20 protein-coding genes are annotated in these 25735 nt (G+C 68.7%); 10 read left to right on the top strand and 10 right to left on the bottom strand.

The window, feature by feature from the left end; genetic code table 11:
* Window positions 1-46 precede the first annotated feature (46 nt).
* Window positions 47-715, bottom strand: coding sequence for a TIGR02281 family clan AA aspartic protease (locus D103_RS0106170; RefSeq protein ID WP_018876179.1), 669 nt, complete (start codon window positions 713-715; stop codon window positions 47-49).
* 201 nt (window positions 716-916) lie between these two features.
* Here D103_RS0106170 and D103_RS0106165 point away from each other — a divergent pair, with 201 nt between their 5' ends.
* The 3 genes from D103_RS0106165 (at window position 917) to ispG (ending at window position 4271) form a co-directional block, all read left to right on the top strand.
* The gene (locus tag D103_RS0106165; RefSeq protein WP_369771866.1) at window positions 917-1714 is read left to right on the top strand and encodes a hypothetical protein; all 798 of its coding nucleotides are present in this window, start codon (window positions 917-919) and stop codon (window positions 1712-1714) included.
* A gap of 22 nt (window positions 1715-1736) precedes the next feature.
* A complete protein-coding gene (locus D103_RS0106160; protein ID WP_018876177.1) occupies window positions 1737-2888 on the top strand; it encodes a hypothetical protein in 1152 nt (383 codons plus the stop codon).
* 165 nt (window positions 2889-3053) lie between these two features.
* Window positions 3054-4271 carry a flavodoxin-dependent (E)-4-hydroxy-3-methylbut-2-enyl-diphosphate synthase gene (gene ispG, locus D103_RS0106155; RefSeq protein WP_018876176.1) on the top strand — a complete coding sequence of 406 codons (1218 nt, stop codon included), beginning with the start codon at window positions 3054-3056 and terminating at the stop codon, window positions 4269-4271.
* A gap of 260 nt (window positions 4272-4531) precedes the next feature.
* Here ispG and D103_RS0106150 read toward each other — a convergent pair whose 3' ends face one another.
* From D103_RS0106150 to D103_RS0106135, 4 genes are all read right to left on the bottom strand, one after another.
* Complete coding sequence (locus D103_RS0106150; RefSeq protein ID WP_018876175.1) at window positions 4532-5188, bottom strand: TorF family putative porin; 657 nt, start codon at window positions 5186-5188, stop codon at window positions 4532-4534.
* A gap of 83 nt (window positions 5189-5271) precedes the next feature.
* A complete protein-coding gene (mgtE, locus tag D103_RS0106145) occupies window positions 5272-6657 on the bottom strand; it encodes a magnesium transporter (protein WP_018876174.1) in 1386 nt (461 codons plus the stop codon).
* Between the two features lie 610 nt (window positions 6658-7267).
* A complete protein-coding gene (locus D103_RS0106140; protein ID WP_018876173.1) occupies window positions 7268-8839 on the bottom strand; it encodes a PAS domain-containing methyl-accepting chemotaxis protein in 1572 nt (523 codons plus the stop codon).
* A 169-nt stretch (window positions 8840-9008) separates the two neighbouring features.
* A complete protein-coding gene (locus D103_RS0106135; RefSeq protein WP_018876172.1) occupies window positions 9009-10400 on the bottom strand; it encodes an HDOD domain-containing protein in 1392 nt (463 codons plus the stop codon).
* Between the two features lie 110 nt (window positions 10401-10510).
* On the opposite strand from D103_RS0106135, the gene motA reads away from it, so the two are divergent.
* Genes motA through D103_RS0106120 form a run of 3 tightly spaced genes read left to right on the top strand, consistent with a single transcriptional unit; the run spans window position 10511 to window position 13374 of the window.
* On the top strand, window positions 10511-11362 hold the full coding sequence (gene motA, locus D103_RS0106130; protein WP_018876171.1) for a flagellar motor stator protein MotA: 852 nt from the start codon (window positions 10511-10513) through the stop codon (window positions 11360-11362).
* Window positions 11363-11381: 19 nt separating this feature from the next.
* Entirely contained in the window at window positions 11382-12314 is a 933-nt protein-coding gene (gene motB / locus D103_RS0106125) for a flagellar motor protein MotB (protein WP_018876170.1), read from the top strand.
* Window position 12315: 1 nt separating this feature from the next.
* A complete protein-coding gene (locus tag D103_RS0106120) occupies window positions 12316-13374 on the top strand; it encodes a GTP-binding protein (protein ID WP_018876169.1) in 1059 nt (352 codons plus the stop codon).
* Window positions 13375-13402: 28 nt separating this feature from the next.
* On the opposite strand, the gene D103_RS0106115 is transcribed toward D103_RS0106120, so the two are convergent.
* From D103_RS0106115 to D103_RS0106095, 5 genes are all read right to left on the bottom strand, one after another.
* Window positions 13403-14188 carry a sulfite exporter TauE/SafE family protein gene (locus D103_RS0106115; protein WP_018876168.1) on the bottom strand — a complete coding sequence of 262 codons (786 nt, stop codon included), beginning with the start codon at window positions 14186-14188 and terminating at the stop codon, window positions 13403-13405.
* A gap of 22 nt (window positions 14189-14210) precedes the next feature.
* Complete coding sequence (locus D103_RS0106110) at window positions 14211-15191, bottom strand: M14 family metallopeptidase (protein WP_018876167.1); 981 nt, start codon at window positions 15189-15191, stop codon at window positions 14211-14213.
* Window positions 15192-15275: 84 nt separating this feature from the next.
* Complete coding sequence (locus D103_RS0106105; RefSeq protein WP_018876166.1) at window positions 15276-19181, bottom strand: EAL domain-containing protein; 3906 nt, start codon at window positions 19179-19181, stop codon at window positions 15276-15278.
* A gap of 28 nt (window positions 19182-19209) precedes the next feature.
* A complete protein-coding gene (locus D103_RS0106100) occupies window positions 19210-19644 on the bottom strand; it encodes a response regulator (RefSeq protein WP_018866475.1) in 435 nt (144 codons plus the stop codon).
* Complete coding sequence (locus D103_RS0106095; protein ID WP_018876165.1) at window positions 19641-21728, bottom strand: PAS domain S-box protein; 2088 nt, start codon at window positions 21726-21728, stop codon at window positions 19641-19643. Before D103_RS0106095 ends, D103_RS0106100 begins: the two co-directional genes overlap by 4 nt.
* Window positions 21729-21943: 215 nt before the next feature.
* On the opposite strand from D103_RS0106095, the gene hisI reads away from it, so the two are divergent.
* From hisI to D103_RS0106075, 4 genes are all read left to right on the top strand, one after another.
* Entirely contained in the window at window positions 21944-22384 is a 441-nt protein-coding gene (gene hisI / locus D103_RS0106090) for a phosphoribosyl-AMP cyclohydrolase (RefSeq protein WP_018876164.1), read from the top strand.
* Complete coding sequence (gene cysS / locus D103_RS0106085; protein WP_018876163.1) at window positions 22384-23793, top strand: cysteine--tRNA ligase; 1410 nt, start codon at window positions 22384-22386, stop codon at window positions 23791-23793. The genes hisI and cysS overlap by 1 nt, the downstream gene beginning before the upstream one ends.
* Window positions 23794-23798: 5 nt before the next feature.
* Window positions 23799-24434 carry a DUF1007 family protein gene (locus D103_RS0106080; RefSeq protein ID WP_018876162.1) on the top strand — a complete coding sequence of 212 codons (636 nt, stop codon included), beginning with the start codon at window positions 23799-23801 and terminating at the stop codon, window positions 24432-24434.
* Between the two features lie 129 nt (window positions 24435-24563).
* Window positions 24564-25613 (top strand): nickel/cobalt transporter, encoded by a 1050-nt coding sequence (locus D103_RS0106075; protein WP_196800206.1) that lies wholly within the window; start codon window positions 24564-24566, stop codon window positions 25611-25613.
* Window positions 25614-25735 lie beyond the last annotated feature (122 nt).

Raw genomic sequence — 25735 nt, 5'->3', positions numbered from 1 at the left:
GCCGCCATGCTAACGCAGCTCGGGGAAACACTGATCCATGCTGCCCTCAGCGATCCCGGATCACCAGCGCGTCGCCATCGCGCTCGACCGCGAAGTGTTCGAGGAAGCTGCGCCCCAGACGCGAGCGCGGCAGGTCGCCGTCCGGCAGCACGATCGCGCTGACCCCCGCACGCCGCAGCCCCCCCACCTGGAGCTGGTCGATGCGCACCCGCTGGCCATGCCGTGTGCCGAGCTCGTCACGAAAGCGCACCGAGCGCCCCTGGTCGGGATCAATCCCGACGCGCCCGGCATCCGAAGCGCGCAGCAGCACGGAGTCGGCCTGCGGGTCGACCACCAGGGTCACCGCCGTGCCGTTCAGGCCAGCAGTAACGGCGTGATCCCCCCGCGAATCGCGGTGCACCCGAACCGCTCCAGCCTCCCCCGCCGAGGGATCCGGGCGTGCCGGCGCGGGCCGCGGCTGCACCCGCAGCTCGCGCTGCTCGCCGCGATACTCCACCAGGGCCATCCCGGGGCCGGTGCGCAGGACCCGCATGCCACCGGGCCCCGTATCCCCGGTCGACACCACCGCTCGCTCGTCGCCCACGGACACCACGGCACGTTCGCCGAACACCGCGTGCAGCCGAAGCTCCTCCGCGGCAACCCCCAGAGGCAGCCAGAGGGCCAGGAGCCCGACGAGCCAGAACCGGCGCCCCGTCAAAGCCCAGGCCGAAACCATTGCATGCGCTGTACGATCCATGGGCCGGTTATACCGGGTTCGGCTGAACGAAGCCCGAACGTCCGCAATGGCACCACGGACACACCACGGCCCGGGCCCGCGCGCCTGCTACCATCGGGGCATTCCCCTTCGCGTGGAGCTGCCGTGTCCCGCCAACCGTCTGACGATTCCGCCCGCCCCGGCCCGACCACCCATGTCGCGCTGCGGCATGCCTTTACCGTAACCGTACTGGTGATCGGGCTGTGGCTGATGCACATGAACCTGCGGGTCCTGCCGGAGGCCGGCGTGGTGGTGCTGTGGATCGCCGTGACCCTGCTGATCGCCCATGGCGGCTTCCGCCGTCATCGGGTACAGCGCGCGGCGTTCCTGCGCGGCTACCTGGAGCCCACCAGCCAGTGGCCCCGACGATTGCGCGGCGGCCCGCTGATGGCCCTGCGCCACCTGGTCATCGGTGCCCTGCTGGGCGGCCTGCTGCTGATCACCCTCGCGCGCATCCCGACACAGGAGGTCTGGGCCGTGCTCCTCGTCGCCGGTTTCGTGCTGGTGAGCGGCGAGGCCCTGTTCGCCCGACTGCTGCGCGGGCACGCCCACCCCCGGTTCGCCCCGGAGCTGGCCCGCCGCGGGGCCCTGCGCCTGACCGGGCTCCTGCTGATCGCCGCCCTGCTGATCCTGGCCCTGCAGGCGCGCTATCCCGACCTGACCGGCGCCACACTGGAACAGGCGGTGTGGTTCCTGGTGCATCACGAGGCCGCGCGCAGTCACCTGCTGGAGGCCGGGCTGCAGCTCGCCGCGGCGCAGGACGGCCTGCGCCTGTGGCTGGGACAGCAGTGGTTCCCGCAGGGAGTGGAGTCCCTGCCGGCCCTGCTCGGCTGGCTGCTGGTGCTTGCGGAACAGGCCTTCCTCGCGGCCGGGTTCCTGCTGCTGGCCAACGGCCTGCTGCCGCTGCGACCGGCCACCGACACCCTGGGCGATCCGCGCAACGCGCCCGTGATCGAGTAGTCGGGTCCGGAGCCACCGACCCATGACCACGCCGGCAGCGCACACCACCTCCAGCTCAGCCCGCGCCGGCCTGTGGCTCTGCATGACCCTGCTGGCGAGTCTCGCCCTGCTCTGGCTCGCCAGTCAGCACGAGCCGCGCGACTGGGACGCGGACGGCGCGCTGACCCTGCAACTCGGCGAGCAGCGCTACCAGCTCGACCACCAGCGCCTCACCGCGCTCGAGCGCTACACGCTGGAGTGGCTGGAGGCCGGCGACACCGCCGCCCGCGAGCACTGGCAGACCCGCGTGGACGCGGAACTCGAGGCCCGCTTCGCCGCCCTCCATGACCGTGTCCCCGAGGTCGTGGACGGGTACTACTCCCTCGGCGCGGAATACACCCGGCTGTGGCGGCGCGGCGTACAGTGGCTGGGCGACGCTGACCCGGATGCCGGGGCCCGCATGCTGCGCGAACAGCTGCTACCGGACGCCCTCTGGGACGAACCCCTGCGGGAACTCGCGACCCGCGTCGAGTGGGGACTGGACGAACAGCAGCGCCAGGTCCGCGATGCCTGGCGCCTGGAACTGATCGACCGCCTGGCGGATGCCCGTATCCCCAACCCGCCACCCCGCGCCACGGCCACCTCGGCCGCCGAGATCGAACGCGGCCACGCCCTGCATACGGCCCTGGACATCGACCTGGAGCGCTTCGATCAACGCACCGGCCTGGCCGCGACGGCCGCCGCCGGCAGCGGCCTGGCCACGCCCCTGATCGCCCGCGCCGTGCAGGCCCGTCTGGCCGCCCGCACCACCCAGGCGGGGCTGGCCCGCAGCCTGGGGCGCGCCGGACGCGCCGGGGCCCTGGGCGCCGGGGTCTGCGCCTGGAGCGGACCGTTCTCGCTGGGCTGCGGCATCACGGCGGCCGGGGCCACCATCATCGGTGTCGACTGGCTGCTGCTGCGACTCGACGAGGCCCGCCATCGCGAGGATCTGGAACAGGCCCTGCACGAGGCCCTGGACGCACTGGAGACCGAGACCCGCCAGGCGCTGCAGCAGGCAATCGCCGAGCGCGTGGAGGCCCGCCACGCGGCCAGTCGCAGCGCGGTGGAGAACACCTTCCAGCCCTGGCGCGGACCAGGACCAACGTCGGGGGTTGCGTCCGGAAATGGCCACGCCCCCTCCGGGGCCTCGCCATGACAGGAAAGTGAGCACCGTCATCGCGAGCGCCGCAGGCGCGTGGCGACCTCCGTGGACACCCCGACGCCGTCCAGCGGGGACATTACGGGGCCTGCAGCTTCTCGGCAGTCGCGCACGCCTGCGTTACACTCCACGCACCGTTTCCACGCGCCCGCGTAGGTCAACATGAACACGATCCCCACCCGCCACAAGACCGTTCCCGTCCGCGTCGGCAACGTCACCGTCGGTGGCGATTCCCCGGTGATGGTGCAATCGATGACCAACACCGACACCGCCGATGCCCTGCGCACCGCCGTGCAGGTGGCGGAGCTGGCGCGCGCCGGCTCCGAGGTCGTGCGCATCACCGTCAATTCGGAGGACGCGGCCAGGGCCGTGCCGGAGATCCGCGAACGCCTGGATGCCATGGGCCTGGACGTGCCGCTCGTCGGGGACTTCCACTTCAACGGGCACAAGCTGCTGACCAAGTATCCGGAGTGCGCCGAGGCGCTGGCCAAGCTGCGCATCAATCCCGGGAATGTCGGCCGTGGTTCGAAACGCGACGCCCAGTACGCCGCGATGATCGAGACCGCGATCCGCTTTGAGAAGCCGGTGCGCATTGGCGTGAACTGGGGCAGCCTGGATCAGGCCCTGCTCGCGCGCATGATGGACGAGAACAGCCAGCGCGCCGAGCCGGCCGCGCCCGAGGCGGTGATGCAGGAGGCGCTGATCGCCTCGGCGCTGGAGAGCGCCGCCGAGGCCGAACGCATCGGCCTGCCGCATGACCGAATCATCCTCTCGGCCAAGGTCAGTGGTGTGCAGCCGCTGATCAGCGTCTACCAGGACCTGGCCGCGCGCTGCGACTACCCGCTGCACCTCGGCCTGACCGAGGCCGGCATGGGCGCCAAGGGCATCGTCGCCTCCACCGCCGCGCTGGCCGTGTTGCTGCAGCAGGGCATCGGCGACACCATCCGCATCTCGCTGACCCCGGAGCCCGGCGGCGACCGTACCCAGGAGGTCCTGGTCGCCCAGGAGATCCTGCAGAGCATGGGGCTGCGCAGCTTCCTGCCGTCGGTGGTCGCCTGCCCCGGCTGCGGTCGCACCTCCAGCGAGTACTTCCAGCACCTGGCGCAGGACATCCAGTCCTACATCCGCCAGCAGATGCCCAGCTGGAAGCAGCAGTACCCGGGTGTGGAGAAGATGACCGTCGCGGTGATGGGCTGTGTCGTCAACGGCCCCGGCGAGAGCAAGCACGCCAATATCGGCATCTCCCTGCCCGGCACCGGCGAACAGCCGGTGGCCCCGGTGTACGAGGACGGCGAGAAGACCGTGACGCTCAAGGGCGAGCATATTGCCGAAGAATTCCAGGCCCGCGTCGAGGCCTACATCGAACGCCGCTACGGCTAGAAAAATCCATAATCACCACGAAGCACACGAAGGCACGAAGAAAAGCGATCGCACCACAGAGGGCACGGAGAACACAGAGAAATCCAAAGAAGGTTTGGATGGGGCTCAAACCCGCCGAGCACAGCGAAACGGTTCAACCCCCCTATCGACCTTTCTCCGTGCACTCTGTGGTGCAAAAGCCCTTGACCTTGATCTCCTTCGTGCCTTCGTGTGCTTCGTGGTGAAAAACCAACCCGCGCCGGACCGACGCGGGCGGTGGGTCAGAAGTTGTAGGTGTAGCCGCCGACCAGCAGGTCCTGAGCGCCGCTCTCGTCGCGCGAGCCGTAGGTCAGCGAGAAGGTGCCAAAGTCGGTCGCGTGGGCCGCGCCCAGTTCCCAGAACACGGCATTGTCGTCATCGGCGGGACGATCCTGGCCCACCTCGGCGAAAAGCTCGGTACGCGGGGCCACCTCGAATGCCGTACCCGCGAAGAATTCCCGGCTGCCCCGGGCGTCGCGATCATGGGCATGGGCCAGGTAGTTCACCCCCGTGTACACCGGCCCCCAGTCCACCACCACAAAGGTCTCGCCCTCGTAGCGCTCGTCGAGCTCGGTGTAGTGAAAGTGCTCGTAGCCGAACTCGATACCCACCGAACCGACGTCGAAGCCGTAGCCAACGAACGGCACGATCTCGCTGCCGCGACCACTGCCAAGAGTGGAGGCCTGCACGCCGGTAAACACGCCGGTGGGGAAGCCCAGCTCGAAGCCGCCCTGCACCACCGGGTCGTTGTCGGACTTGGACGCACCGTCATCGATGTAGTCGGTGAACACGCCGATGTTGAATTCGGCCTCGGCGGCCTGGATGGCCGGGATGCCGAAGGCGAAGACCCCTGCCACGGTGGCGGCCAGCACGCCGCGATGGAAGTTGCGATGGTTCATGTCGATTCCTCTTCTATCAAACGTTCTTTGCAGGCGTGTTGCCGGATTCTGTCTCCGGCAACACGGTTCGGGTTCCCCGGCATTCAGGCCGGCATGTGCGCGCTCAGCAGCCAGGCGGCCATGCCGAAGTACACAGCCAGGCCGGTAAAATCCTTGATGGTGGTGATGAACGGGTCCGCCCCCGGCGCATGGTCCACCCCGATCTTCAGCAGCACCCACGGCAGCAGGAAGCCCAGGATCGAGGCGGTGAACACCGAGAAGAACAGCGCCGTGCCAACCACGAAACCCAGCTGCGGGATGTCATTCGGCGCACCCTGCCAGAAGTAGGCGAGCGTCCCGGCGAGCACCGCCATGATTACCCCCATGGCCAGGCCCACGCCCCCCTCGCGCACCAGATGGTTGCGGAAGAAGCGACCCAGGTTGATATGCCCCAGGGCAAGCCCGCGGGCGAAGATCGTGGTCGACTGCGTGCCGACGTTGCCGCCCATGTCCATCACCAGCGGGATGAAGATGGCCAGCGCGACCACCGCCGCCAGGGTGTCCTCGAAGAAGTCGATCACCCCGCCCACGGCCAAGCCGCCGGCCAGCGTCACCATCAGGAAGGCCATGCGCACCTTGACCGCATAGCCAATCCCGCCGGAGGTCAGCTTCTCCGAGCGCACGACATCCTTGTGATGCAGCAGATCACCAATCCCCGCCTTCTTGTAGAAGTCCTCCGAGGTGTCCTCCTCGAGAACATCCATTGCATCGTCAATGCGCAGCACACCCACCAGCACGCCATCGGCATCCACCACCGGCAGGTACGGCAGATCCGTGCGCTGCAGCAGGCGAGCGGCCTCCACCTTGTCACCGTCGGGCGTGGTGCAGAAGTCCTCCAGCTCGATCAGCTCGCCGACCGCCTGGCCAGGCTCCGCGCGGAACATGCGGCCCAGGCGCACCAGCCCCTGATAGTGGTGGTCACGATCGGTAATCAGCAGCGCCGCCCCGACATCGTCCGGCATATTGCGATCCCCGCGCAGGCGGGCAGTGACCTCGGCAACGGTCTCCTCCGGGGTCACCCAGAACACCGGGCGCCGCATCACGCGGGCCACGGTGTCCTCGTCCTGCCGCCACAGCGCACGCACCTTGTCGCGCTTGGCGCCCGGCAGAGCACTCAGCAGATCGGCCGCGAGCGGCTTGCCCACCAGGGTCAGAGCGCGCGCCAGGGTGTAGGCCGGCAGGCCCTGAACCAGCTCACGCGCCTCCGGCTCGGGCGTGTGCTCGAACAGGATCGCCTGCTCTTCGTCGTCCATCGCCAGGAAGATGGCGCGGCGCTCGTTGGTATCCACGCCCTCCAGAATCACCCAGCGCGAACGCGGGTCCAGCTCGGACAGGCGATTGGCGGTGATGGCCGGCACCGGATGGATCATCTCGTCGCGGGCAGCGCCCACGTCGCCGGCATGAATCATTTCCAGGATCTTGTCGTTCATTGCAATGCTCCTTTTGCTTAAAAAACAAAAACGCACGCGGAGCATCACAAAAGGCAAAAGAATCCCGTGACCGCTGGTGGCGGTCTTTTACAAAACCCCCATCAGCGAGCCGAACACACTTTTACTTTGCTCACTGCCCCGCAGTGAATTTCCGGGCTAGACCCGGGGTCGTCGTCTACAGGCGCTGGCATGGCGGCCTCCTGCTGGGTGTTCATGGGTGTGATCCATATCCGTTACGCGCACAGCAATGCACGCACCGGCCCGGCATCCGGGCAGAGGCAGGACAAATCGAATGGCATGGGAGCCCACGCGCCGCGCACACGGGCGGGCGCAGGGAAAGGCTTCGGGGTTGGGGAGGCGCCCGCGAGGGGCGATAGGGGAAAGGCGTTCTGTCACCCCCCCGGAGTCACGCATATCGCTGACACCGGGGAGACACCACCGCATTACCGGGTGGCGGGACCCCGCTGGCAACGATATGCACGCTCGTACTGGCCACCGGCCCGACGTTCATGCATCCATCGACAACAGTCCATTGACAGACCTCTGCTACTCAAGATGGGCGCGATTGTAATTGCGCATATTCAATGGCGCAACCCGGAAAAGTAAAATTCTAGCCAGCCTTTTGTTCAAACCGCTGGATCAGCGCTTTCAGCTCGGCGGCCTCGGCCTGCATGCGGGCGCTGGCGTCGCGCGCATGTGCCGAAACCGATCCCGTTTCGCTGGCCACATCGCGGATGGAGGTGACGTTGCGGTTGATCTCCTCGGAGACCGCGCTTTGTTCCTCGACGGCCGTGGCGATCTGGGTGTTCATCTCGGTGATCTGGGCCACGGCCTCGCGGATCGTGGTCAGCGAGTCGCCCGCCGCCTGCGCCTTTTCCACCCCGTCGGCGGCCTGCTCCTGACTGGCCCGCATCGCAGACATCGCCTCGCGCGCGCCACTTTGCAGGGTCTCGATCATGTTGCGGATGGTCACGGTGGACTCGTCGGTGCGCTGCGACAGCGAGCGCACCTCGTCGGCCACCACCGCGAAACCGCGGCCGTGCTCGCCGGCGCGCGCGGCCTCGATCGCGGCATTCAGCGCCAGCAGGTTGGTCTGCTCGGCGATCTCGCGGATCACGCTCAGGATCTTGTCGATCTCCTCGGTGCTGGCCTCGAGCTTGCCCAGCTTCTCGGCGGTGGATTCCACCTCCGCCGCCATGCGATTGATCACGGACACTGTACCGTTCACGACATCCTGCCCGGCGCCGGTCTCCTTCTCGGCGTTGTTGGCGGCCTCGGCCGCGCGCGCGGAATTGCTCGCCATCTCCTGGATGGTCGAGGTCATCTCGTTCATCGCGGTGGCGACCTGGTCGATCTCGTTTTGCTGGCGCTCCACGCCGGAGGCGGTCTGCTCCACGCTGCTGGCCATGGCATGGGCATCGTCGTTCACCGCGTCGGCCTTGTCCTCGATCCGGCCCAGCACGGTGCGCAGCTTCGCCTCCCCGAACTGCTGCACCAGCTCCAGCGAAGCGCTGTCGTCGCGGCGCCCAGTGTAGATCGCCTCCATTACCGGGTTGTCGAACTGCTCCCGGGCCCGATTGACCGCCTGGCGGATACCGGACGTGAACGCCAGCGACGCGATGCCGCCGGCGGCAAAGATCAATACCAGCAGGCCCGCCTGCACCGCTGGCGAGGACGCCAGAAACACGACCGCCAGCGCCAACAGGAAGCCGACGATCCAGGTCCCGGCGAGGCGGCAGGTGAGGCCGTGGTACCAGCGCCGCGCGAAGCTCCGGCCCCGGTTGATCGCGGCATACACCTTCTCCGCACGGGCGACATGCTCGCGCTCGGGGATCGCCCGCACCGACTCGTAGCCGGTCTTGCGGCCGTGCTCGTAGGCGGGGGTCACAAAGGCGTCCACCCAGTAGTGGTCCCCGTTCTTGCGGCGGTTCTTGACGATGCCCATCCAGGCCCGGTCGGCCTTCAGGGTCTCCCACATGTTCGCGTAGGCGGCCTCGGGCATATCCGGGTGGCGGACGATGTTATGGGCGGCACCCTCCAGTTCCTCGCAGACGAACCCGCTGACCTCGACGAAATCACTGTTGGCGTAGCGAATACGCCCCTTCTCGTCGGTGGCCGAGATCAGGTCGCCGTGCTGATCAATCGAGTACTCCGTCTGGGTGACGGGCAGGTTCTTGCGCATGTCGTACGTCCTTTTGATTGTTCCACGAACTCGGGGCCCGTGGGATCAGCCATACGCCGTGGCCAACCCCTCGCGAATGCTGCGGATTATGATCGCCTATATACGACCCTGTACATGTATCGACCACCCCGCGAAAGACTTGAGCCACCGACCCGGCCCGGGGAAGCGCTCAGTGTTCCCCTGAGGAGCCGAAAGGACGCTCGGCCGCCGCCAGCACGCGGCGAAACCCCTCGAAGGCCACCGGGGTGAGGTCCAGATCGTGCGCACGCCGGTCGGCATAGACCATGCCCAGTACGCGGTCGCCATCGCACAACCGGGCGACCAGACAGTCCACCCCGCCGGTCAGGCGGCGGACAGCCGCCGGCATCTCGTCATGGATGCGTCGGCGATCCCACCACTGGGCGGCGTCCTCCTCCAGGACCCGACCCAGCGGTCCGAGCGCGGACCGGTTGATCACGAAGTGGCTGAACTCCGGTTCGTGCAGGGTCCCGACCAGGTGCTCGGCGCGCAGGCTCTCCCCATCGCGGGACAGACGGGCGAATACCACCCGGTTCAACCCCACGCCGAACTGCATCACTCGCAGCATCCGGCGTATCCGGGCCTCGCGATTCGTTTCCTGTTCGAGGGCGTGGAGCCCGGTCTCCAGCAGGTCGGCCCGCGGCATCAGGGCCAGGCGCGGACGATAGCGCTCGCCCAGCCAGACGCGACCGGGGGTCTGCGGGTCCAGCGGCGGCCGCTGATACACGGCGACATCCTCGTTGAAACGCTCGATGACCGCGCCCACGCGGTCCGCGGCCTCCTTGTCCGTCAGCCCCATCAGACCGGCCAGCAGTCCAAGGTCGCGATCGCCGCGCGCGGTGTCCATGCCGCGGAAGACCTGCCAGGCCACGGCGCTCGCGACCATGACCTCATAGGCCCGGTGATGGGCCGCGTTGACCGCGCGCAGCGTGCCCTGTACCAGTTCCGGCAGGGCCATCTGCTCCGCCATGGCGCGCGACAGGTCGTCTGTCGCATACCCCAGGGCGGCGTAGCTGGCCTCGTCCGGCAGGGCGCTGAGCTCCAGCATCTCGAGCAGCCGATCCAGGCGCGGCTCGCCCTCGGCCAGCAACGCCAGAAGGCCCAGCTGATTCAGCAGGGCCGCCAGGGCCACCTCGCCCGGCTCGGTGTCGTGGCGCTTGTGCGCAATCTCGCCTGCGATCATTGCCGCCAGCCGCGACTGCGCCGCCAGTTCGCGATAGGCCTGGGGTCTTGTGACCACATCCGCGACGCGCGGGGCCTCGGCCGCCTCCCGGTGCACGTTCTCCAGGCCCAGCATGGAAATCGCGTCGCCCACCGAGTGCACCTCCTGGCGCAGACCGCGACGCGAGGCGTTGGCCCGCCGCACCAGGCGCAGGCTCAGGCCGGGATCGCGCTCGGCGTAGCGCGCCAGTTCGCGCAGGGAACGATTCACCAGGGCATCCGGGTCCGCAAACACCGCATCGCTGGCTTCGAGAATCGGCCATTCCAGCGCCGCCAGGCGCGCGGCCTCTTCCATGTAGGGCGCGTCCTTGTCCAGGGACATGCTGTACCTCGCGCAGGGGAGTCGTTATCGTAAAGCCCGTCAACTATAGCAACGCATGCGGGCGGATACCCTGTCCGACATGGCGCTTCAGAAATGTGGGGTCGCGGTCCGTGAAGTATTTTCTGGGTATCGTCATCGTTTTTTCTTCGGTCTTCGGTGGATACTACTTTCATGGCGGCGACCTCCGGGTCATGTGGCAACCCTACGAGTACTGGATCATCGGGGGCGCGGCGCTCGGGGCATTTCTGATCGCCAACCCGCCCCGCGTCGTCTTCACCGTCTTCAAGTCCATCCCCAGCCTGATGAAGGGCAGCAAGTACAAGTCGGACGACTATCTCGACCTGCTGGCCATGATGTACAAGCTGTTCACCAAGGCCCGCAAAGAGGGCCTGATGGCGGTGGAAGCCGACATCGAGGAGCCGGAAGAAAGCGAGGTCTTCAAGGCCCATCCCCGGATCCTGCAGGATCACCACGCGATGGAGTTCATCACCGACTACATGCGCCTGATCATCTCCGGCAGCATGAACCCGCATGAGCTCGATGCCCTGATGGACCTGGACCTCGAGACCCACCACGAGGAATCGCACCAACCGGCCCACGCGGTTCACCGTGTGGCGGAGGCCCTCCCCGGCTTCGGTATCGTGGCGGCGGTCCTGGGCATCGTAATGACAATGGGCAAACTCGACGGGTCCATCGCGGAAATCGGCTCAAGCGTGGCGGCTGCCCTGGTCGGCTCGTTCCTCGGGATTCTGCTGGCCTACGGCTTTGCCGGGCCGACCTCGACCGCCCTCGAGTCCCGTGCCCAGGAGGAAGCCAAGTTCCTGCAGTGCATCAAGGCCTGCATCCTCGCCAATGTCCAGGGCTACAGCCCTCAGGTCGCGGTGGAGTTCGGCCGCAAGACCATGGAAAGCGCGATGCGCCCGAGCTTCTCCGAACTGGAAGAGTACGTGAAGGGGGCCTGACGGCCTCCGGATCACTACCATGGGAGTCGAGGACAAGACCCAGCCGATCATCGTCAAGAAGAAGGTGGTCCAGGGCGGCCACCACGGCGGCGCGTGGAAGATCGCTTTCGCCGACTTCACGCTCGCGATGATGGGCTTCTTCCTGGTGATGTGGCTGCTCGTTGCGCTGGACGACGACCAGCGCGCCGGGATCTCCGAGTACTTCCAGAACCCCTCCGCCTTCGTGGGCGAAGCCGCTGCGCCGGGCCAGGCGCCCGGCGACGGAACCGGCGTGGACCCATCAATCATCGACTTCGAGGGTATGCCGGAGCTCATCCAGGACCCGGAGGCCATGGAGGCCCCGACAGGGATCGATGAAGAAACCCTCGACGAGCTGGCCGAGGCGCGCGACCGCGAGGCCCTGGAGACCCTGCAGGAGGCGCTGGAGGAGGCCCTGGACCAGAGCCAGGCGCTGGAGCCCTTCAAGGACCAGCTGCTGCTGGATATCACGCCGGAGGGCCTGCGCATCCAGATCATCGATCGCGAAAACCGGCCGATGTTCGACAGCGCCAGCGCCCGTCCGCTGGATCACGCGGACGCGATCCTGCGCGAGCTGGCCGGCTTGATCAATCAGGTCCCCAACCGCGTCTCGATCACCGGCCACACCGACGCCCGCCCGCTGCTGCGTCCGGACTACACCAACTGGGAGCTCTCGGCCGATCGCGCCAACGCCGCCCGCCGCGCGCTGGTCGCCGGCGGGACCGAGTCCGACCAGATCGCCCGCGTCGTGGGGCTGGCCGCCAGCGTACCCTTTAACCGCGAAGACCCAGAAGCCGCGATCAACCGGCGGATCACCCTGATCGTGCTGAACCAGGAGGCGGAAGAGGCGATGTACCGCAGCCTCGAGAGCGAAGGGAGCGGCCCAGAGGCGCTCCAAGACGACCCGGAGGCCTCCGGCGACGGAGCTGGCTAGCATGCAGCGGCACCACGACATCCCGCTCAACCTGATCACCGGGTTTCTCGGCGTCGGCAAGACCACCGCCATCCGCCACCTGCTCGCGCGGCGCCCGGAGGGCGAACACTGGGCCGTGCTGGTCAACGAGTTCGGCGAGATCGGGGTGGACGGCGGCCTGCTGGCCGATACCGGCGTGGCGCTGGAGGAGATCCCCGGCGGCTGTCTGTGCTGCGTCTCCGCGCAGATGTTCACCGTCGGACTCAACCGGCTGATCCGCAGCCAGCGCCCCGATCGCATCCTGATCGAGCCCACCGGGCTCGGCCACCCGGCGCAGATCATCCGCACCCTGACCGAGCCGCCCTACGCCGGCGTGCTAGACCTGCGCGCCACGGTCACCCTGATGGACGCCCGCCACCTCGCCTCGCCGCGCCATCGCGAACACGCGAACTGGCGCGACCAGATCGCCCTGGCCGACGTGCTGCTGGCCAACAAGGCCGACCTCTACAGCAAAGAGGACCGCGAGGCGTTGCACGACTTCGTCGCGGCGATGCCACCCCCGCGCCCCCTGGTCGTGGAGACCACGCAGGGCCGCATCGAACGCGACTGGCTGGACCGCCCGCGACTGGATCGGGGCGGCGCCCTGTTCCCGGAGGCCCGCGACTTTCTCGCGTCCACGAGCGCGGATGCGCACGCCGACCACGACCACGACCACGACCACGACCACGACCACCAGCATGATGACGCGACTCATGCAGCCGACGAGTGGGTCACCATCGACACCCGCGGTGACGGCTACATCGGCCGCAGCTGGCTGCTGCCCGAGGGCCAGCTCATCGACCATGCCGCCCTCGCGGGCCTGGTCGCGGATTTCAGCGGTGATCGGCTGAAGGGCCTGGTCGAGACCGACCGCGGCTGGCACCGCCTCAACCGGGTGGACGGCCACGGCGCCCTGGAACCGATGACCGCCCCGGAGGCCCGGCTGCGCCCTCGCATCGAGGCCATCTTGCCGGAATCCGCGACCGCCACGCTGGACGACCTCGCCCGCCGCCTCGAAACCGCCATCACGCCAAGTCGCTGATCGGTACCCGCTGGCCGCGCCCCGCCGCCTACAGACGTGGCAGCAGCCAGGCGGGTTCGAGGAAGAACAGGGCAGTGACCGCGACACCGACCAGAGTCACCACCTGGCGGTAGCCCGACTCGGGCAGCCGGCGCACCAGGATGATCCCGACACGCGCGCCCAGGATCGCGCCCGCTCCCACCGCCAGCAGCCCGGTCGCCACCACCTGCCCGCCCGCGATGTAGACGGCCACCGCCATCAGCGTCAGCACCGAGGACAGAACATTCTTCAGGGCATTGGCCCGCGCCAGATCCGCGATGCCCTGGCCCCGCAGGATCGCCAGCAGCAGGATGCCGACGCCGCCGTTGAAGTAGCCCCCATAGGCACAGCCCAGCCCCGCCCCCAGGGCGCGCAGCGGCCCCGGATGCGGCCGCGCGGCCAGACGCCGCAGCCAGGGTCCCAGCGCAAACAGCAATGTCGCGACCAGCAGCAGCCAGGGGATCAGGACACGGAAAGCGGCGTCTCCGGTCAGCAGCAAGGCGACCGCGCCAACGGCCCCGCCGAGCACGCCCGCCAGCAGCAGCCCCCCGGCCAGCGCCGGGCCGAGGTCGCGCCAGGCGGCGCGCAGCCCGTGCCGATCCGCCAGCACGCTGGCCAGATAGCCGGGCAACAGGGCCGCCGTCCCGGTGGCATTGGCGGCCACCGGCGGGACGCCCACACTCATCAGCGCCGGGAGGGTCAGGAAGCTGCCACCGCCGGCCACCGCATTCAGCAACCCGGCGAAAAAGCCGGCGGCCAGGAGCAGCAGCGCAACACCGGAGGGCGCGAGATCCATGCCGGTCGGGCAGAAGCGCGGCTCAGATCACCCGGCGGTCGCTGAACTCGGCGCGATAGAACCACTCGTTGCCCGGCAGCGAGTTGGGGTTGGGGAACACGATAAACCCGGGTTCCGGTGCCCGCACCTCGGTCCCGTCGGCGCGCACGCCGATCAGGTCACCCGCCTCCAGCGGGTCGAAGCTCTTCCACTCGCGCGCGAAACGGTCGTCGGGGTGATCCCGGTCGATCACCTCGACCAGACGCAGGACCTCCGGGTCATCCTGCCCCGGCGTGGCCGACTCCGGCAGCATGCCCAGGTGCGCCAGGGTGTTGATGATCGCGTTGTAGGCCACCACCGGGGCCTGCGGGTCATCGTGCTGCCCGCACTCCAGGGTCACGCCGTAGCCGCCCTGGCTGCGCATGTACTCGGTGGTTCCGATCCCGTAACTGGGATCGGTGCTCAGGATCTGCGCCCGGTGGCTGGCGTTCGGGTTCTTCATCCGCGCCGCCACGCCCCGGGCATAGGTATCCAGCCAGCCCTCGACCATGCGCCGCGGCCCCAGGCAGGCCGCCAGCGCCTCCTCCTCGCGCGCCTGCGCGAAGCCCTCCAGCGAGCCTTCGTTATTGCGCGGGCCGAGCATGATGAACGGCTGCCCGCCAGTGTGGAACGAGTGCAGGTCCAGCAGCACGTCGTGCGCCGCCAGCAGCGGACACAGCACGTTGGCGATGCGGTCCTCGAAATCCTGCGGATCCTCGGTCACCCGCAGGTTGCGGTTCAGGTTGCGCTCGCCCATGCGCTGCCCGAGGTCATAGGCCAGCGGATTGGTGCGCGGCACCAGGGTCAGGCTGCCACGCAGCAGATCCCGCTCGCGCGCCTCCAGCTCGGCATGAACCCGCTCGGCGGCCTGGGTGCCGCAGGTCTCGTTGCCATGCACCGCGCCCAGTACGATCAGGCGCGGCCCCGGCTCCAGCCCGTGAAAGGTGATCGAACGCAGCGCAGTGGGACGGGAGGGATCGGCCATCGGGGAAACTCCGGGCAAGGGGTAACGGATATCCTGCGGCGCAAAGGCTACCGGAGCCATCCGTCCGGCGCCACGGGAAGGCCGTCAGTCCACCGGCAGCGCACCATGCTCGGTCATCCAGCCCTGCAGCACGTCGAGTTCCAGCGGCTGGCTGTAGAGGTATCCCTGCCCCAGGGCGCAACCGCGTTCGCGCAGGAAGGCGGCCTGCTCGGCGGTCTCCACGCCCTCGGCGATGACCTGCATGTTCAGGTTGCGCCCCATGGCGATGATGGTCGCGGCGATCTCGCGATCGGCGCTCTCGCTGGCGACCCCGTCGACAAAGCTGCGGTCGATCTTCAGCACGTCCAGCGGATAGGTCCGCAGCGCGGCCAGCGAGGAATACCCGGTGCCGAAGTCGTCGATGGCCAGGCGCACGCCCAGCTCCTTCAATGCCGCCAGCCGGGCGATCGCCTGCTCGCCCTGCTGCATGATCGCGGTCTCGGTGATCTCCAGTTCCAGCTGCGCGGCGGGGAAGCCGGTCAGCGCCAGGATCTCCGCCACCCGGTTCACGAAATCGCCGCGCTGCAACTGCACCGGCGACAGATTCACCGCGAGACTGAAATCCCCGGCCCCCAGATCCAGAAGACGCTTGCCGGCGTCGCAGGCCTCGCGCAAAACCCACTCGCCCAGCGCGACGATCAGGCCGGTGTCCTCGGCGATCGGGATGAACCGATCCGGCGGGATCATCGGCCCGTCCTCCGGCTGCCAGCGCAGCAGCGCCTCCATGCCGAAGGGCTGTCCATCCTCCAGGCGGACTTGCGGCTGGAAGTGCAGGCGAAGCTCGCCGTTCTCGGTCTCCAGGGCCTTCCGCAGGCGGTTCTCGAGTTCCAGGCGTTCGTCCGCCGCGCGGGTCAGGGCCTGGGTGTAGACCGACCACGTCTGGCGCCCGGAGGCCTTGGCCTGGTACATAGCCGCATCGGCGTGCTGGATCAGTTCCGTCACCGAGTCGCCATGCTCGGGGTAGAGACTGATGCCGATACTGCCGTTCAGGTACACCGAACGCCCATCGTCCAGCACCAGCGGGCGCTCCAGGCTGGCCAGCAGGTCGCGGGCACAACGGGCCACGGTCTCGTCACTGGCCGGATTCTCCGCCACGATCAGGAACTCGTCACCACCCAGGCGGCCCAGTGCGTGGGAGGGCCCGACCGCCTCGCGCAGCCGCCGCGCAACCTCCACCAGCACCCGGTCGCCGACCGGGTGGCCCATCGAGTCGTTCACGTTCTTGAACCGGTCGAGATCCAGATTCAGCACCGCGACGCGATAGCCGTGGGCCCGGGCGCGTTCCAGCGCCTGGCCCAGTATCACCTGCAGCTGCGTGCGGTTGGGCAGATCGGTCAGCGCATCATGCCGGGCCAGGTACTGGAGCTCTTCCTCCGAGCGGCGCAGCTCCGACATATCCGTCAGCACCCCGGCGTAGTGCAGGGCCTGACCCTGCTCGTCGTAGACGGTATTGAGGCTCAGCCATTGCGGCGCCACCTCGCTGTTGCGCCGGCGGTTCCAGATCTCGCCCTGCCAGTGCCCCTCATGATGGAGAGCGTCCCACATGCGCTGGAAGAACGCCGCATCGTGACGCCCGGACTGCAGGAAACTCGGGTTGCGCCCCAGCGCCTCCGCCTCGGAAAAGCCGGTGATATCGACGAAGGCCGGGTTCACCGCAATGATCCGCGGGGTCAGGTCGGTGATGATGATCCCGTCCCGGGTACTCTCGAAGACCGCCGCCATGCGCCGCAGGCCCAGCAAGGCCTGACGCCGTTCCAGCGCGGCGCCCAGACTGGACGCAACGATGCGCGCCAGACTCTGGTCCGCCGCGGTCCAGCGTTGCGCGCGCCGCACTCGATCGAGGGCCAGGAAGCCGCGGTATTCGGCCTCCACGTACAGCGGGACCAGCAGGGCCGCCTGGCTTTGCGCGGCCTCCAGGATCTCGCGTTCCGCATCCGGCAGCTCCCGGGTCAGCACCTCGACCGCACCACCGCCCTGCAGGATCTCGTGCCAGCGCGGCAGGACCGATTCCAGACTCAGGTTGCGCAGCGGCGGCGGCCGCACTACCTGATCAGTGTCCGTGCGCACCCAGTAGTAGCGATGGATATCCAGGGCCTCGCGCACCGCATGGTCCAGCTCGGCCACCCGCACGTAGGCCCGATCGGCATGCGCCTCCTGCCCCAGTTCGGCCAGCAACCGGTGGATTACGCTCGCGGGGTTGTCCTCGCGCAGCAGCTCCACGGTCAGCTCGGCCGCCGTGCGCAGCGCCCGCTCGCGTTCGCCCAGCGCCTGCGACACGCGCAGCTTCTGGGCCGCCAGCCCGGCGATCTGGGTGAACTCGTCGATCAGCACGCGCTCGCCGGCATACGGTCCGCGCGCTGCCGCCACGTAGATCCCCAGCGTACCCAGGACGCTGCCATCGGCATCGCGGAAGGGGAATGACCAGCAGGCCCGGAACCCCGCGCCATGCGCGAGATCGCAGAACCCGACCCAGTTGGGGTGGGCGCTACAGTCCTCGATGATCACCGGCTCGCCGCTCCAGGCGGCCTCGCCGCAGGAACCCTGGCCCTGTTCGGCACGGATACGGCGGGTGGCGCTGCGCAACGGATCCGGCACGCGCGGAGCCGCCACACCGTGCAGCTCCCGGGTGTCGCCATCCAGCAGCATGATGCAACCGTGCAGCCCCGGCGCCAGCGCCTCCAGACCCTTGACCACATCCTCCAGCAGGCGCGGGTCGCGCTCGCCGGTGGCCAGACGCCCGAGCACACTCGCACGGACCTCCTGGATCCGCTGGTCCAGAACCCGCCGGGTCACGTCCACCAGGCTGCCGGACAACCCGATCGGCCGCCCCTCGGCATCCAGATTGGCCTGGCCACGCAGCTCCAGCCAGCAAAGGGACCCATCCGCCGTGCGCAGGCGGATCTCGGTCTCCAGCCGTCCGTCGTCGGACTCCGCGGCACGGGCCAGCAGCCGCGCCGCCATCGCGCGATCCTCCAGTGGCATGAAGGCCAGCATCTCTTCGCCGAGCGCGGACTCCACCGCATGACCGGTGATCGCCGTCCAGGCGGGATTCAGGAAGCGCCAGCAACCGGCGGCATCGGTCTCGAAGACGATGTCGCCGGCGCGCTCGATCACCTCGCGGTACCGGCGCTCGGAGGCCGCCAGGGCGGCCTGTTCCCGGCGCAGGCGGGCGCGCGTATGGACCTGGTCCAGCAGCACCGGGAGCATCTTCAGATACCCCTCGCGCTTGACCGCGTAGTCGTCCACGCCCATGCGCAGGGCGCGGGCCGCCAGGTCCTCGGTGCCCTGCCCGGTCACCAGAACGGTGGGGAGATCCAGCCCGCGTTCCTCGCGCACCAGCCGCGCCAGCTCCAGGCCGTCGAACCCCGGCAGGCGGTAGTCCACCAGCAGCAGGTCGAAGCCGACAGCGCCGGTTGCATCCGGCGTCAGCGCCGCCAGGGCCTCCTCCGCGGTGTGCACCGTCTCCAGCTGGATGTGGGGGGCGGTATGCGCGAGCTCGCGGCGCGTCAGCCCCACATCGAAGGCATTATGCTCGGCATACAGCACCCGCAGCGGCTCGTGCCCGTTGGCCACGCTCAGTTCCCGGCGAGCACGGGCATCGACCACGCGCGCCGGCAGACGCTCCAGGTAGTCATCGGACTTGGTCAGGTAGTCGTCGGCACCGGCCCGGAAAGCCGCGACCACGGTCTCCTGTTCGCCGTGGCCCGTCAGCACCAGCACCGCCTCGTCGCGCCCGGCGGCCTGCAGCTCGCCGATCAGTTCGAGGCCGCTGCCGTCCGGCAGGCGCAGGTCCTCCACCACACAGTCAAATACCGCAGCGCCAGCCAGCGCGCCCCGGGCCTCGGCCAGCGACGCCGCCCGGTGCACCTCGGCACCCGGCACCTCGCGCTCCAGCACCCGGCGCTGCAGGTCGGCATCCGCCGGGTTGTCTTCCACGAGCAGGATTCGCATCAGGTCTCTTTCGGGGGCAGCCGCAGGTTCAGCTCGGCGGGTGATTGAGCAGGCACCAGTACAGCTCCACCTGCTCGGCGACATCGACAAACTTGGCGAAGTCCACCGGCTTGACGATGTAGGAATTGGCCCCGCAGTCGTAGGCGGTCGCGATGTCGCGATCCTCGCTGGAGGAGGTCAGCATGACCACTGGAATGCGGCGGAAACGCTCGTGTTCGCGGATCCGGCGCAGCACCTCCAGCCCGTCCACCTTGGGCAGCTTGATATCCAGCAGGATCACCGCCGGCAGCGCCAGTTCGCCCCGCTCCCAGCACTCGAGGAACGCCAGGGCCTCCACTCCATCGCGCGCGATCTCCAGGGGGTTGGTGAGGTTGCGCCGCTCGAAGGCGCGCCGCATCAGGTCGATATCCACCGGGTTGTCCTCGACCACCAGGATGGACGGTTGACGCGCGGCCGTGCTCATCGCGGGAACTCCACGTGGAAGCGGGCGCCCACGCCCGGCGTACCCTCGGCGCGGATCTCCCCGCCCAGGCGGTTGACCGCTCGCCGCACGAGCGCAAGGCCGACACCGGTTCCCGGGTAGGCCTCGGCGCGGTTCAGGCGCTGGAAGATATCGAAGATGCGATCCTGAAACGCCATGTCGAAGCCGATCCCGTTATCCTGTACCGAGATCCCGAGTGTAGCGCTGCGGGATTCGGCCTGCACCGTCACCTGCGGTGTCTCGCGCTCGGCACTGAACTTGAAGGCATTTTCCAGCAGATTGCGCAGGATCAGCGCAACGCCATCGGGGTCGCTCTGGAACACCAGATCGGGATCGATCTCCAGCGTCACCTCGGCACGGCTGCGCAGCTTCGGGTCCACCGACTCGAGCACCTCCTCCACCAGCGCGCGCACACGAACCTCCCGTTCCTCCAGCGGCCGGCGCTCCATACGTGAATAGGCCAGCAGATCGGAGATCAACTCGTTCATCTGCGCCACGCCCTGGCGGATGTTGCGCACGAACGTACGCCCCTCGCCCTCCAGCTGCTCGCCGTAGTCCGCCTCCAGTAGCTGGCTGTAGCCCTCGATTCCGCGCAACGGGGCCTTCAGGTCGTGCGAGACCGCGTAGGAGAACGATTCCAGTTCCTGGTTCAGGGCCTGCAGAGCCGCCGTGCGCTCCGTCACCCGCTGTTCCAGCGTGGCATTCAGGTCGCGCAGTTCCAGTTCGCTGCGCTTGAGTTCGGTGACCTCCAGCACCGTGCCCTGCACGTAGTGCATGCCGTCGGCCCGCTCGAGCGGGGCCTCCATGGTGATGCTGAACCACGCCTCCGCGCGAACCTCCGGGCGCGCCTTCAGCAACAGCCGCCGCGGCCCGGGATGTCCGCCGGCGATCAGCGTTTCCATGGCATCGGAAAAGCTCTTCCCGTCCGCGGAGTCGAGATCGAAGAAATCCCGGGCGAAGGCCTCCAGCGTCGGGGTGCCATAACGGGCATCGCACCCGAGCAGGGCATACAGCCGATCCGACCACCACAGCTCGCGGGTCTCCAGCATGAACTCCCAGCTGCCCAGGCCCGCGTGGCGTTCCGCCTGGCTCAGTCGATCCACCTGGCGCGCCAGCGCCGCTTCGGCCTGCTTGCGCGCCTCGATGTTGCGCAGGGTGACCAGCAGCAGCCTTTCGCCGGCGATCTCGGTGGCCTGCAGGTTGGCCTCCACCCAGAAGCCGTGGCCGTCGCGGTGGCGCGCCCGCCACTCGAAGACCAGTTGTTCCCCGCGCCGGGCGCGCTCCATCAGCGCCTTCTGCCGCTGTACGTCGTAGCCGCCTTCGTCCGCGCTCAGGTCATCCACACTGCAGGCGAGCAGTTCGGCCCGGCTGTAGCCGTACATTCGCTCGGCGGCGGCATTCACCCCGATCAGGGCCTCGGTATCCAGGTCCTGCAGCAGGATCGCCTCCTGCACGTTGTCGAAGATCGCGCGGAAGCGGGTCTCCGAGTCACGCAGGTCCCGTTCGGCGCGCAGGCGCTCGGTCACATCCAGCAGCAGGCCGTGGATGCGTGTCACCCGCCCGGCCTCGTCGCGAGTCAGCCAGGTCCGGTCTTCCACCCAGAGCCAGTTACCCTCGCCGCTGCGCAGGCGGTAGAGCTGGGTATAGCGATCCGGGCCGTGCTCCATATGCGCGGCCACCTCCGCCACGATGCGGTCGATGTCTTCGGGGTGAATCAGCTCGGCGTAATTCACGTCGCCCTGCAGCAGGGCATGGCGATCGATGCCCCAGCGGGCGATGTTCGGTGACACGAAAGTGACCGGCCAGCCGGGCGTGGTCGCCCATTCAATCGCGACCACCGGCGAACGCTCGACAATCGCGGTCAGCCGGCGCGCCTCGCGCGAGGCGCGGTCGCGCGCCCGCAGCGGGTAATACACCAGCAGGAATAGGCCCGCGGCGGTGACCGTCACGTAGCCCCATCCCTTCAGGGTCTGCAACTGCGCCAGCAAGGCCACATCGTCGACCATCAGCAGCAGGGCGCGGTCGGACAGCCCGATCCATGCCAGCCCGAAGACCAGATACACCACGGCGATAATGGCCGCGGTCCGCCCCGCGCTGGGCCTGCGTGCCCTCTGCCTGTCTTGCTCCATCTAGCCTCCCGGTTGCCGTGGAGATCCGCCTGTCTCGAGCATCGACCACCCGGGGCCGCCGCGCAAGGCCCGTACCCACCGCGCCCCTGCCCGGGCTTCGGGAGCCCCGGGGAAAATGCTATTCTTCGCCGCTCCCGCAAGCGGACGCAGCGATGTTCAAGCAACTCGAAAGCGAACCCCGTGGCGAACGCCACCCGATCTCCGACGTCCTGGACCGCCTGAAGCTCAATGCCGATGGCCTGATCCCCGCGATCGCCCAGCAGCACGACACCGGCGAGGTCCTGATGCTGGCGTGGATGAACCGCGAGGCCCTGAACGAGACCCTGGCCACGGGGCGCGTGTGCTACTACTCACGCTCGCGCCAGGCACTGTGGCGCAAGGGCGAGCAGTCGGGCCAGGTCCAGCAACTGCACTCCCTGCACCTGGACTGCGACGGCGACACCCTGCTGCTGAAGGTCGACCAGACCGGGCCGGCCTGCCACACCGGACGTCGCAGCTGCTTCTACCTGCAGGTCGAGAACGACAGTGTCGTGGTCACCAGCGACCCCGAGATCGCGCCGGAGACGCTCTACGGCAAGGGAAACACCGAATAATGAGCGAGCCCCGGACCCTTACCCTGCACAACACCCTGGGCGGGCACGACGAAGCCTTCGTGCCGCAGGACCCGGAGCGGGTGACCCTCTACGTCTGCGGCCCCACCGTGTACAACCGGGTGCACATCGGCAACGGGCGCCCGGTGGTGGTGTTCGACGTGCTGTTCCGCGTGCTGCGCGAACTCTACGGTCCGGACCACGTGGTCTACGCGCGCAACATCACCGACGTCGACGACAAGATCAACAAGGCCGCCGCCGACAGCGGCGAGCCGATTGCCGCCCTGACCGAACGCTTCACCCGCGCCTTCCACGAGGACATCGCCGAGCTGGGCACGCTGGAGCCCACCCTGGAGCCGCGCGCAACCGAACACATCCAGCCGATGATCGAGCTGATCCAGCGCCTGATCGACCGCGGCCACGCCTACGTCGCCGAGGATCACGTGCTGTTCGACGTGACCTCCTACCCCGAGTACGGCGCCCTGTCCGGCCGCTCGCTGGACGACATGCAGGCCGGGGCCCGGGTCGAGGTCGCCGACTACAAGCGCCACCCCGGCGACTTCGTGCTGTGGAAGCCGGCTGCCGCGGGCGAGCCCGGCTGGGACAGCCCCTGGGGCAACGGCCGACCCGGCTGGCACCTGGAATGCACCGCGATGATCCGCAGCCACCTGGGGCCCATGATCGACATCCACGGCGGCGGCCACGATCTGGTATTCCCGCACCACGAAAACGAGATCGCCCAGGGCTGCGCGGCCGAGGGCTGCCACGAACACGGCACGCACTACGCCCGCTACTGGGTGCACAACGGCCACCTGACCATCGACGGCGAGAAGATGTCCAAGTCTCTGGGCAACTTCCAGCTGCTGCATGACCTGCTGCAGCACTACCCCGGCGAGGTCCTGCGCCTGGCACTGCTGTCGCGCCACTACCGTGCGCCGCTGAACTTCTCGGAAGAGACCCTGACCCAGTCGCGCAACAGCCTGAACGGGCTGTACCGCGTGCTGCGCGACGCCGCCGGCATCGAACCCGCCCCGGTCGCCGCCGCCGACACCCCGGTGTTCGCGGCGCTGCTGGACGATCTGAACACCCCCGCCGCGATCACCGCGCTGCACCGCATGAGCGATGCCCTGGCCGCGGCCGGCGACGACGCCGAACGCGCCCGGCGCAAGGGCGAGCTGCTGGCCGGGGCCGGCCTGCTGGGCCTGCTGCAGCAGGACCCGGGCGTCTGGTTTCAGGGCGATGCCGGCGACGACGACCTCGCCGCCTGGGTGGAGGAGCGCATCGCCGCGCGCCAGGCGGCCCGCAAGAACCGGGACTTCGCGACCGCCGATACCATCCGCGACGAGCTGACGGCCCGCGGCATCGAGCTCGAGGACACCCCCGACGGCACGCGCTGGCAGCGCGCCACCTGAAGCCGATGCGTATCCGCCCCTGGTTCGTGCTGATCCTGGGCCTGCTGCCCACCGGGGTGCTCGCCCACCCGCATGCCTGGATCGACCTGCGCGTGGGACTGGTCTTCAACGAGGCCGGCGAGCTGCTACGCATGGAGCAGTCCTGGCGCATCGACCCCACCTACAGCCACATGCTGCTGGAGGACCTGACCGGCCAGCTCGACGGGGACACCGACATTGACACGGCCCTGGAGCACGCCGCCCAACGGATGCGCGAGAACCTGGCCGGGCATGACTACTTCACCGAACTGAGCGCCGGCGAGCGCGACCTGGACGTCCCGCCGGCGCGCAACGCCCGTCTGACCCTGGAGGACCGCCGCCTGCACCTGCGCTTCGAGCTGCCGCTGGAGGGCCTCGACATCACGGCCGGGGACCGCTTCAGCTACCGCGTGTTCGATCCCGAGTACTGGATCGAGATCCTTCACGACCCGGAGGACATCGTCTTCGTCGAGAACCGGCCCGGCTGCGCGGTGACGATCGACGAACCGCGGCCCGACCCGCAGCTGATCCGCTACGCCGCGACCCTGGAACGCCAGGATCGCAGCCCGGTCGACAACCTCGGACGCCACTTCGCGGAGACCGCCACGCTGGAATGCGACTGAGGGGGATGCCGCTTCACAACCGGACGGCGCACACACCACCCGACCGCTCGTGTGTTATACAGTAACGTTATGGACCAGGTAACGCATCGAATCCGGCATCTGCTGGAGTCCGCCTTCCCGAGCCTGCTGATGCTGCTCGCGTTGTGCCTGCTGTTCAGCGGTCCGGGCCTCGCACAGGCCGAGACCGGCCACCCACTGGGCGCCCCCACCGAGGCGCCCGCCGAGCGCGCGGCCCCGACGCCCCCGGACCGCCTCGACGCCCCGGCGCCGCTGGCCGAACCGCCCGGCGCCCTGGAACGCCTGACCGGCTGGATGCTGCAGACCCAGCGCCAGCTGCACCGCAGCCTGACCGAAGGCCTGCACGCCCTGCGCGACGGACCCACCGCGCACACCGCCGGGGCGCTGATCCTAGTCAGCCTGCTGTACGGGATCTTCCATGCCGCCGGCCCCGGCCACGGCAAGGCCGTCATCAGCGCCTATCTGCTGACCCAGCCCCAGAATCTCCGCCGCGGCATCCTGCTGTCCACCGTCTCGGCGCTGGCACAGGGCGTCACCGCCATCGTACTGGTCGGCGTGCTGATCGGCCTGTTCGGCTGGCTGGCGCGGGACACCCTGGGCCAGGTGCGCACCCTGGAGATCGCCAGCTTCGCCCTGGTCGCGCTGCTCGGGCTGTGGCTGATGGCGCGCGCCCTGCGTCACGCGTGGCGGCTGCATCGCGCGCATCGGGCCGCGCCCGTCCATGGACACGACCACGAGCATGGCCATACCCATGGACATGAACATGACGCCCACTGTGGCTGCGGGACCCCGCACCACGTAGACCCCAACCACCGCGGCACCTGGTGGGGTACCGTGCTGGCCGTCGGCATCCGCCCCTGTTCCGGCGCCGTGCTGATCATGGCGGTCTCCGCCGCGCTGGGACTGGCCTGGGCCGGCGTGGCGGCCGTGCTCGCGATGTCCCTGGGGACCGCCGCCACCGTCTCCGTGCTGGCGACCCTCGCCGTTTCGGCACGCGACTGGACCCGGCGCTGGCTGGGCCCGACCCGCATGGGCCGGCTGACCTACATCGGCCCGGCCCTGGGCCTGGCCGGTGGCGGTGTCATCGCCCTGATCGGTCTCAGCCTGGTACTGGGCGCAATCGCCTACCAGCCCGTTGCCCATCCCTTAGGGATACACTGATCGATGTACACCCTCGCGTTGGCACCCCAGGTTTTCCGAGACAAGGCGCGGTGCGCAGCCGGTAGTGGTTCTACCGGCAAGGGCCGCAACGCAGGATCGGGGAACCTGGGGTGCCAACCCCG

Origin of the sequence: Thioalkalivibrio sp. ALE31, assembly GCF_000377405.1 — a bacterium.
Taxonomy (GTDB): Bacteria; Pseudomonadota; Gammaproteobacteria; order Ectothiorhodospirales; family Ectothiorhodospiraceae; genus Thioalkalivibrio.
Note: the sequence above shows the minus strand (reverse complement) of the source record. Positions and strands in the feature narration are given on the sequence as shown.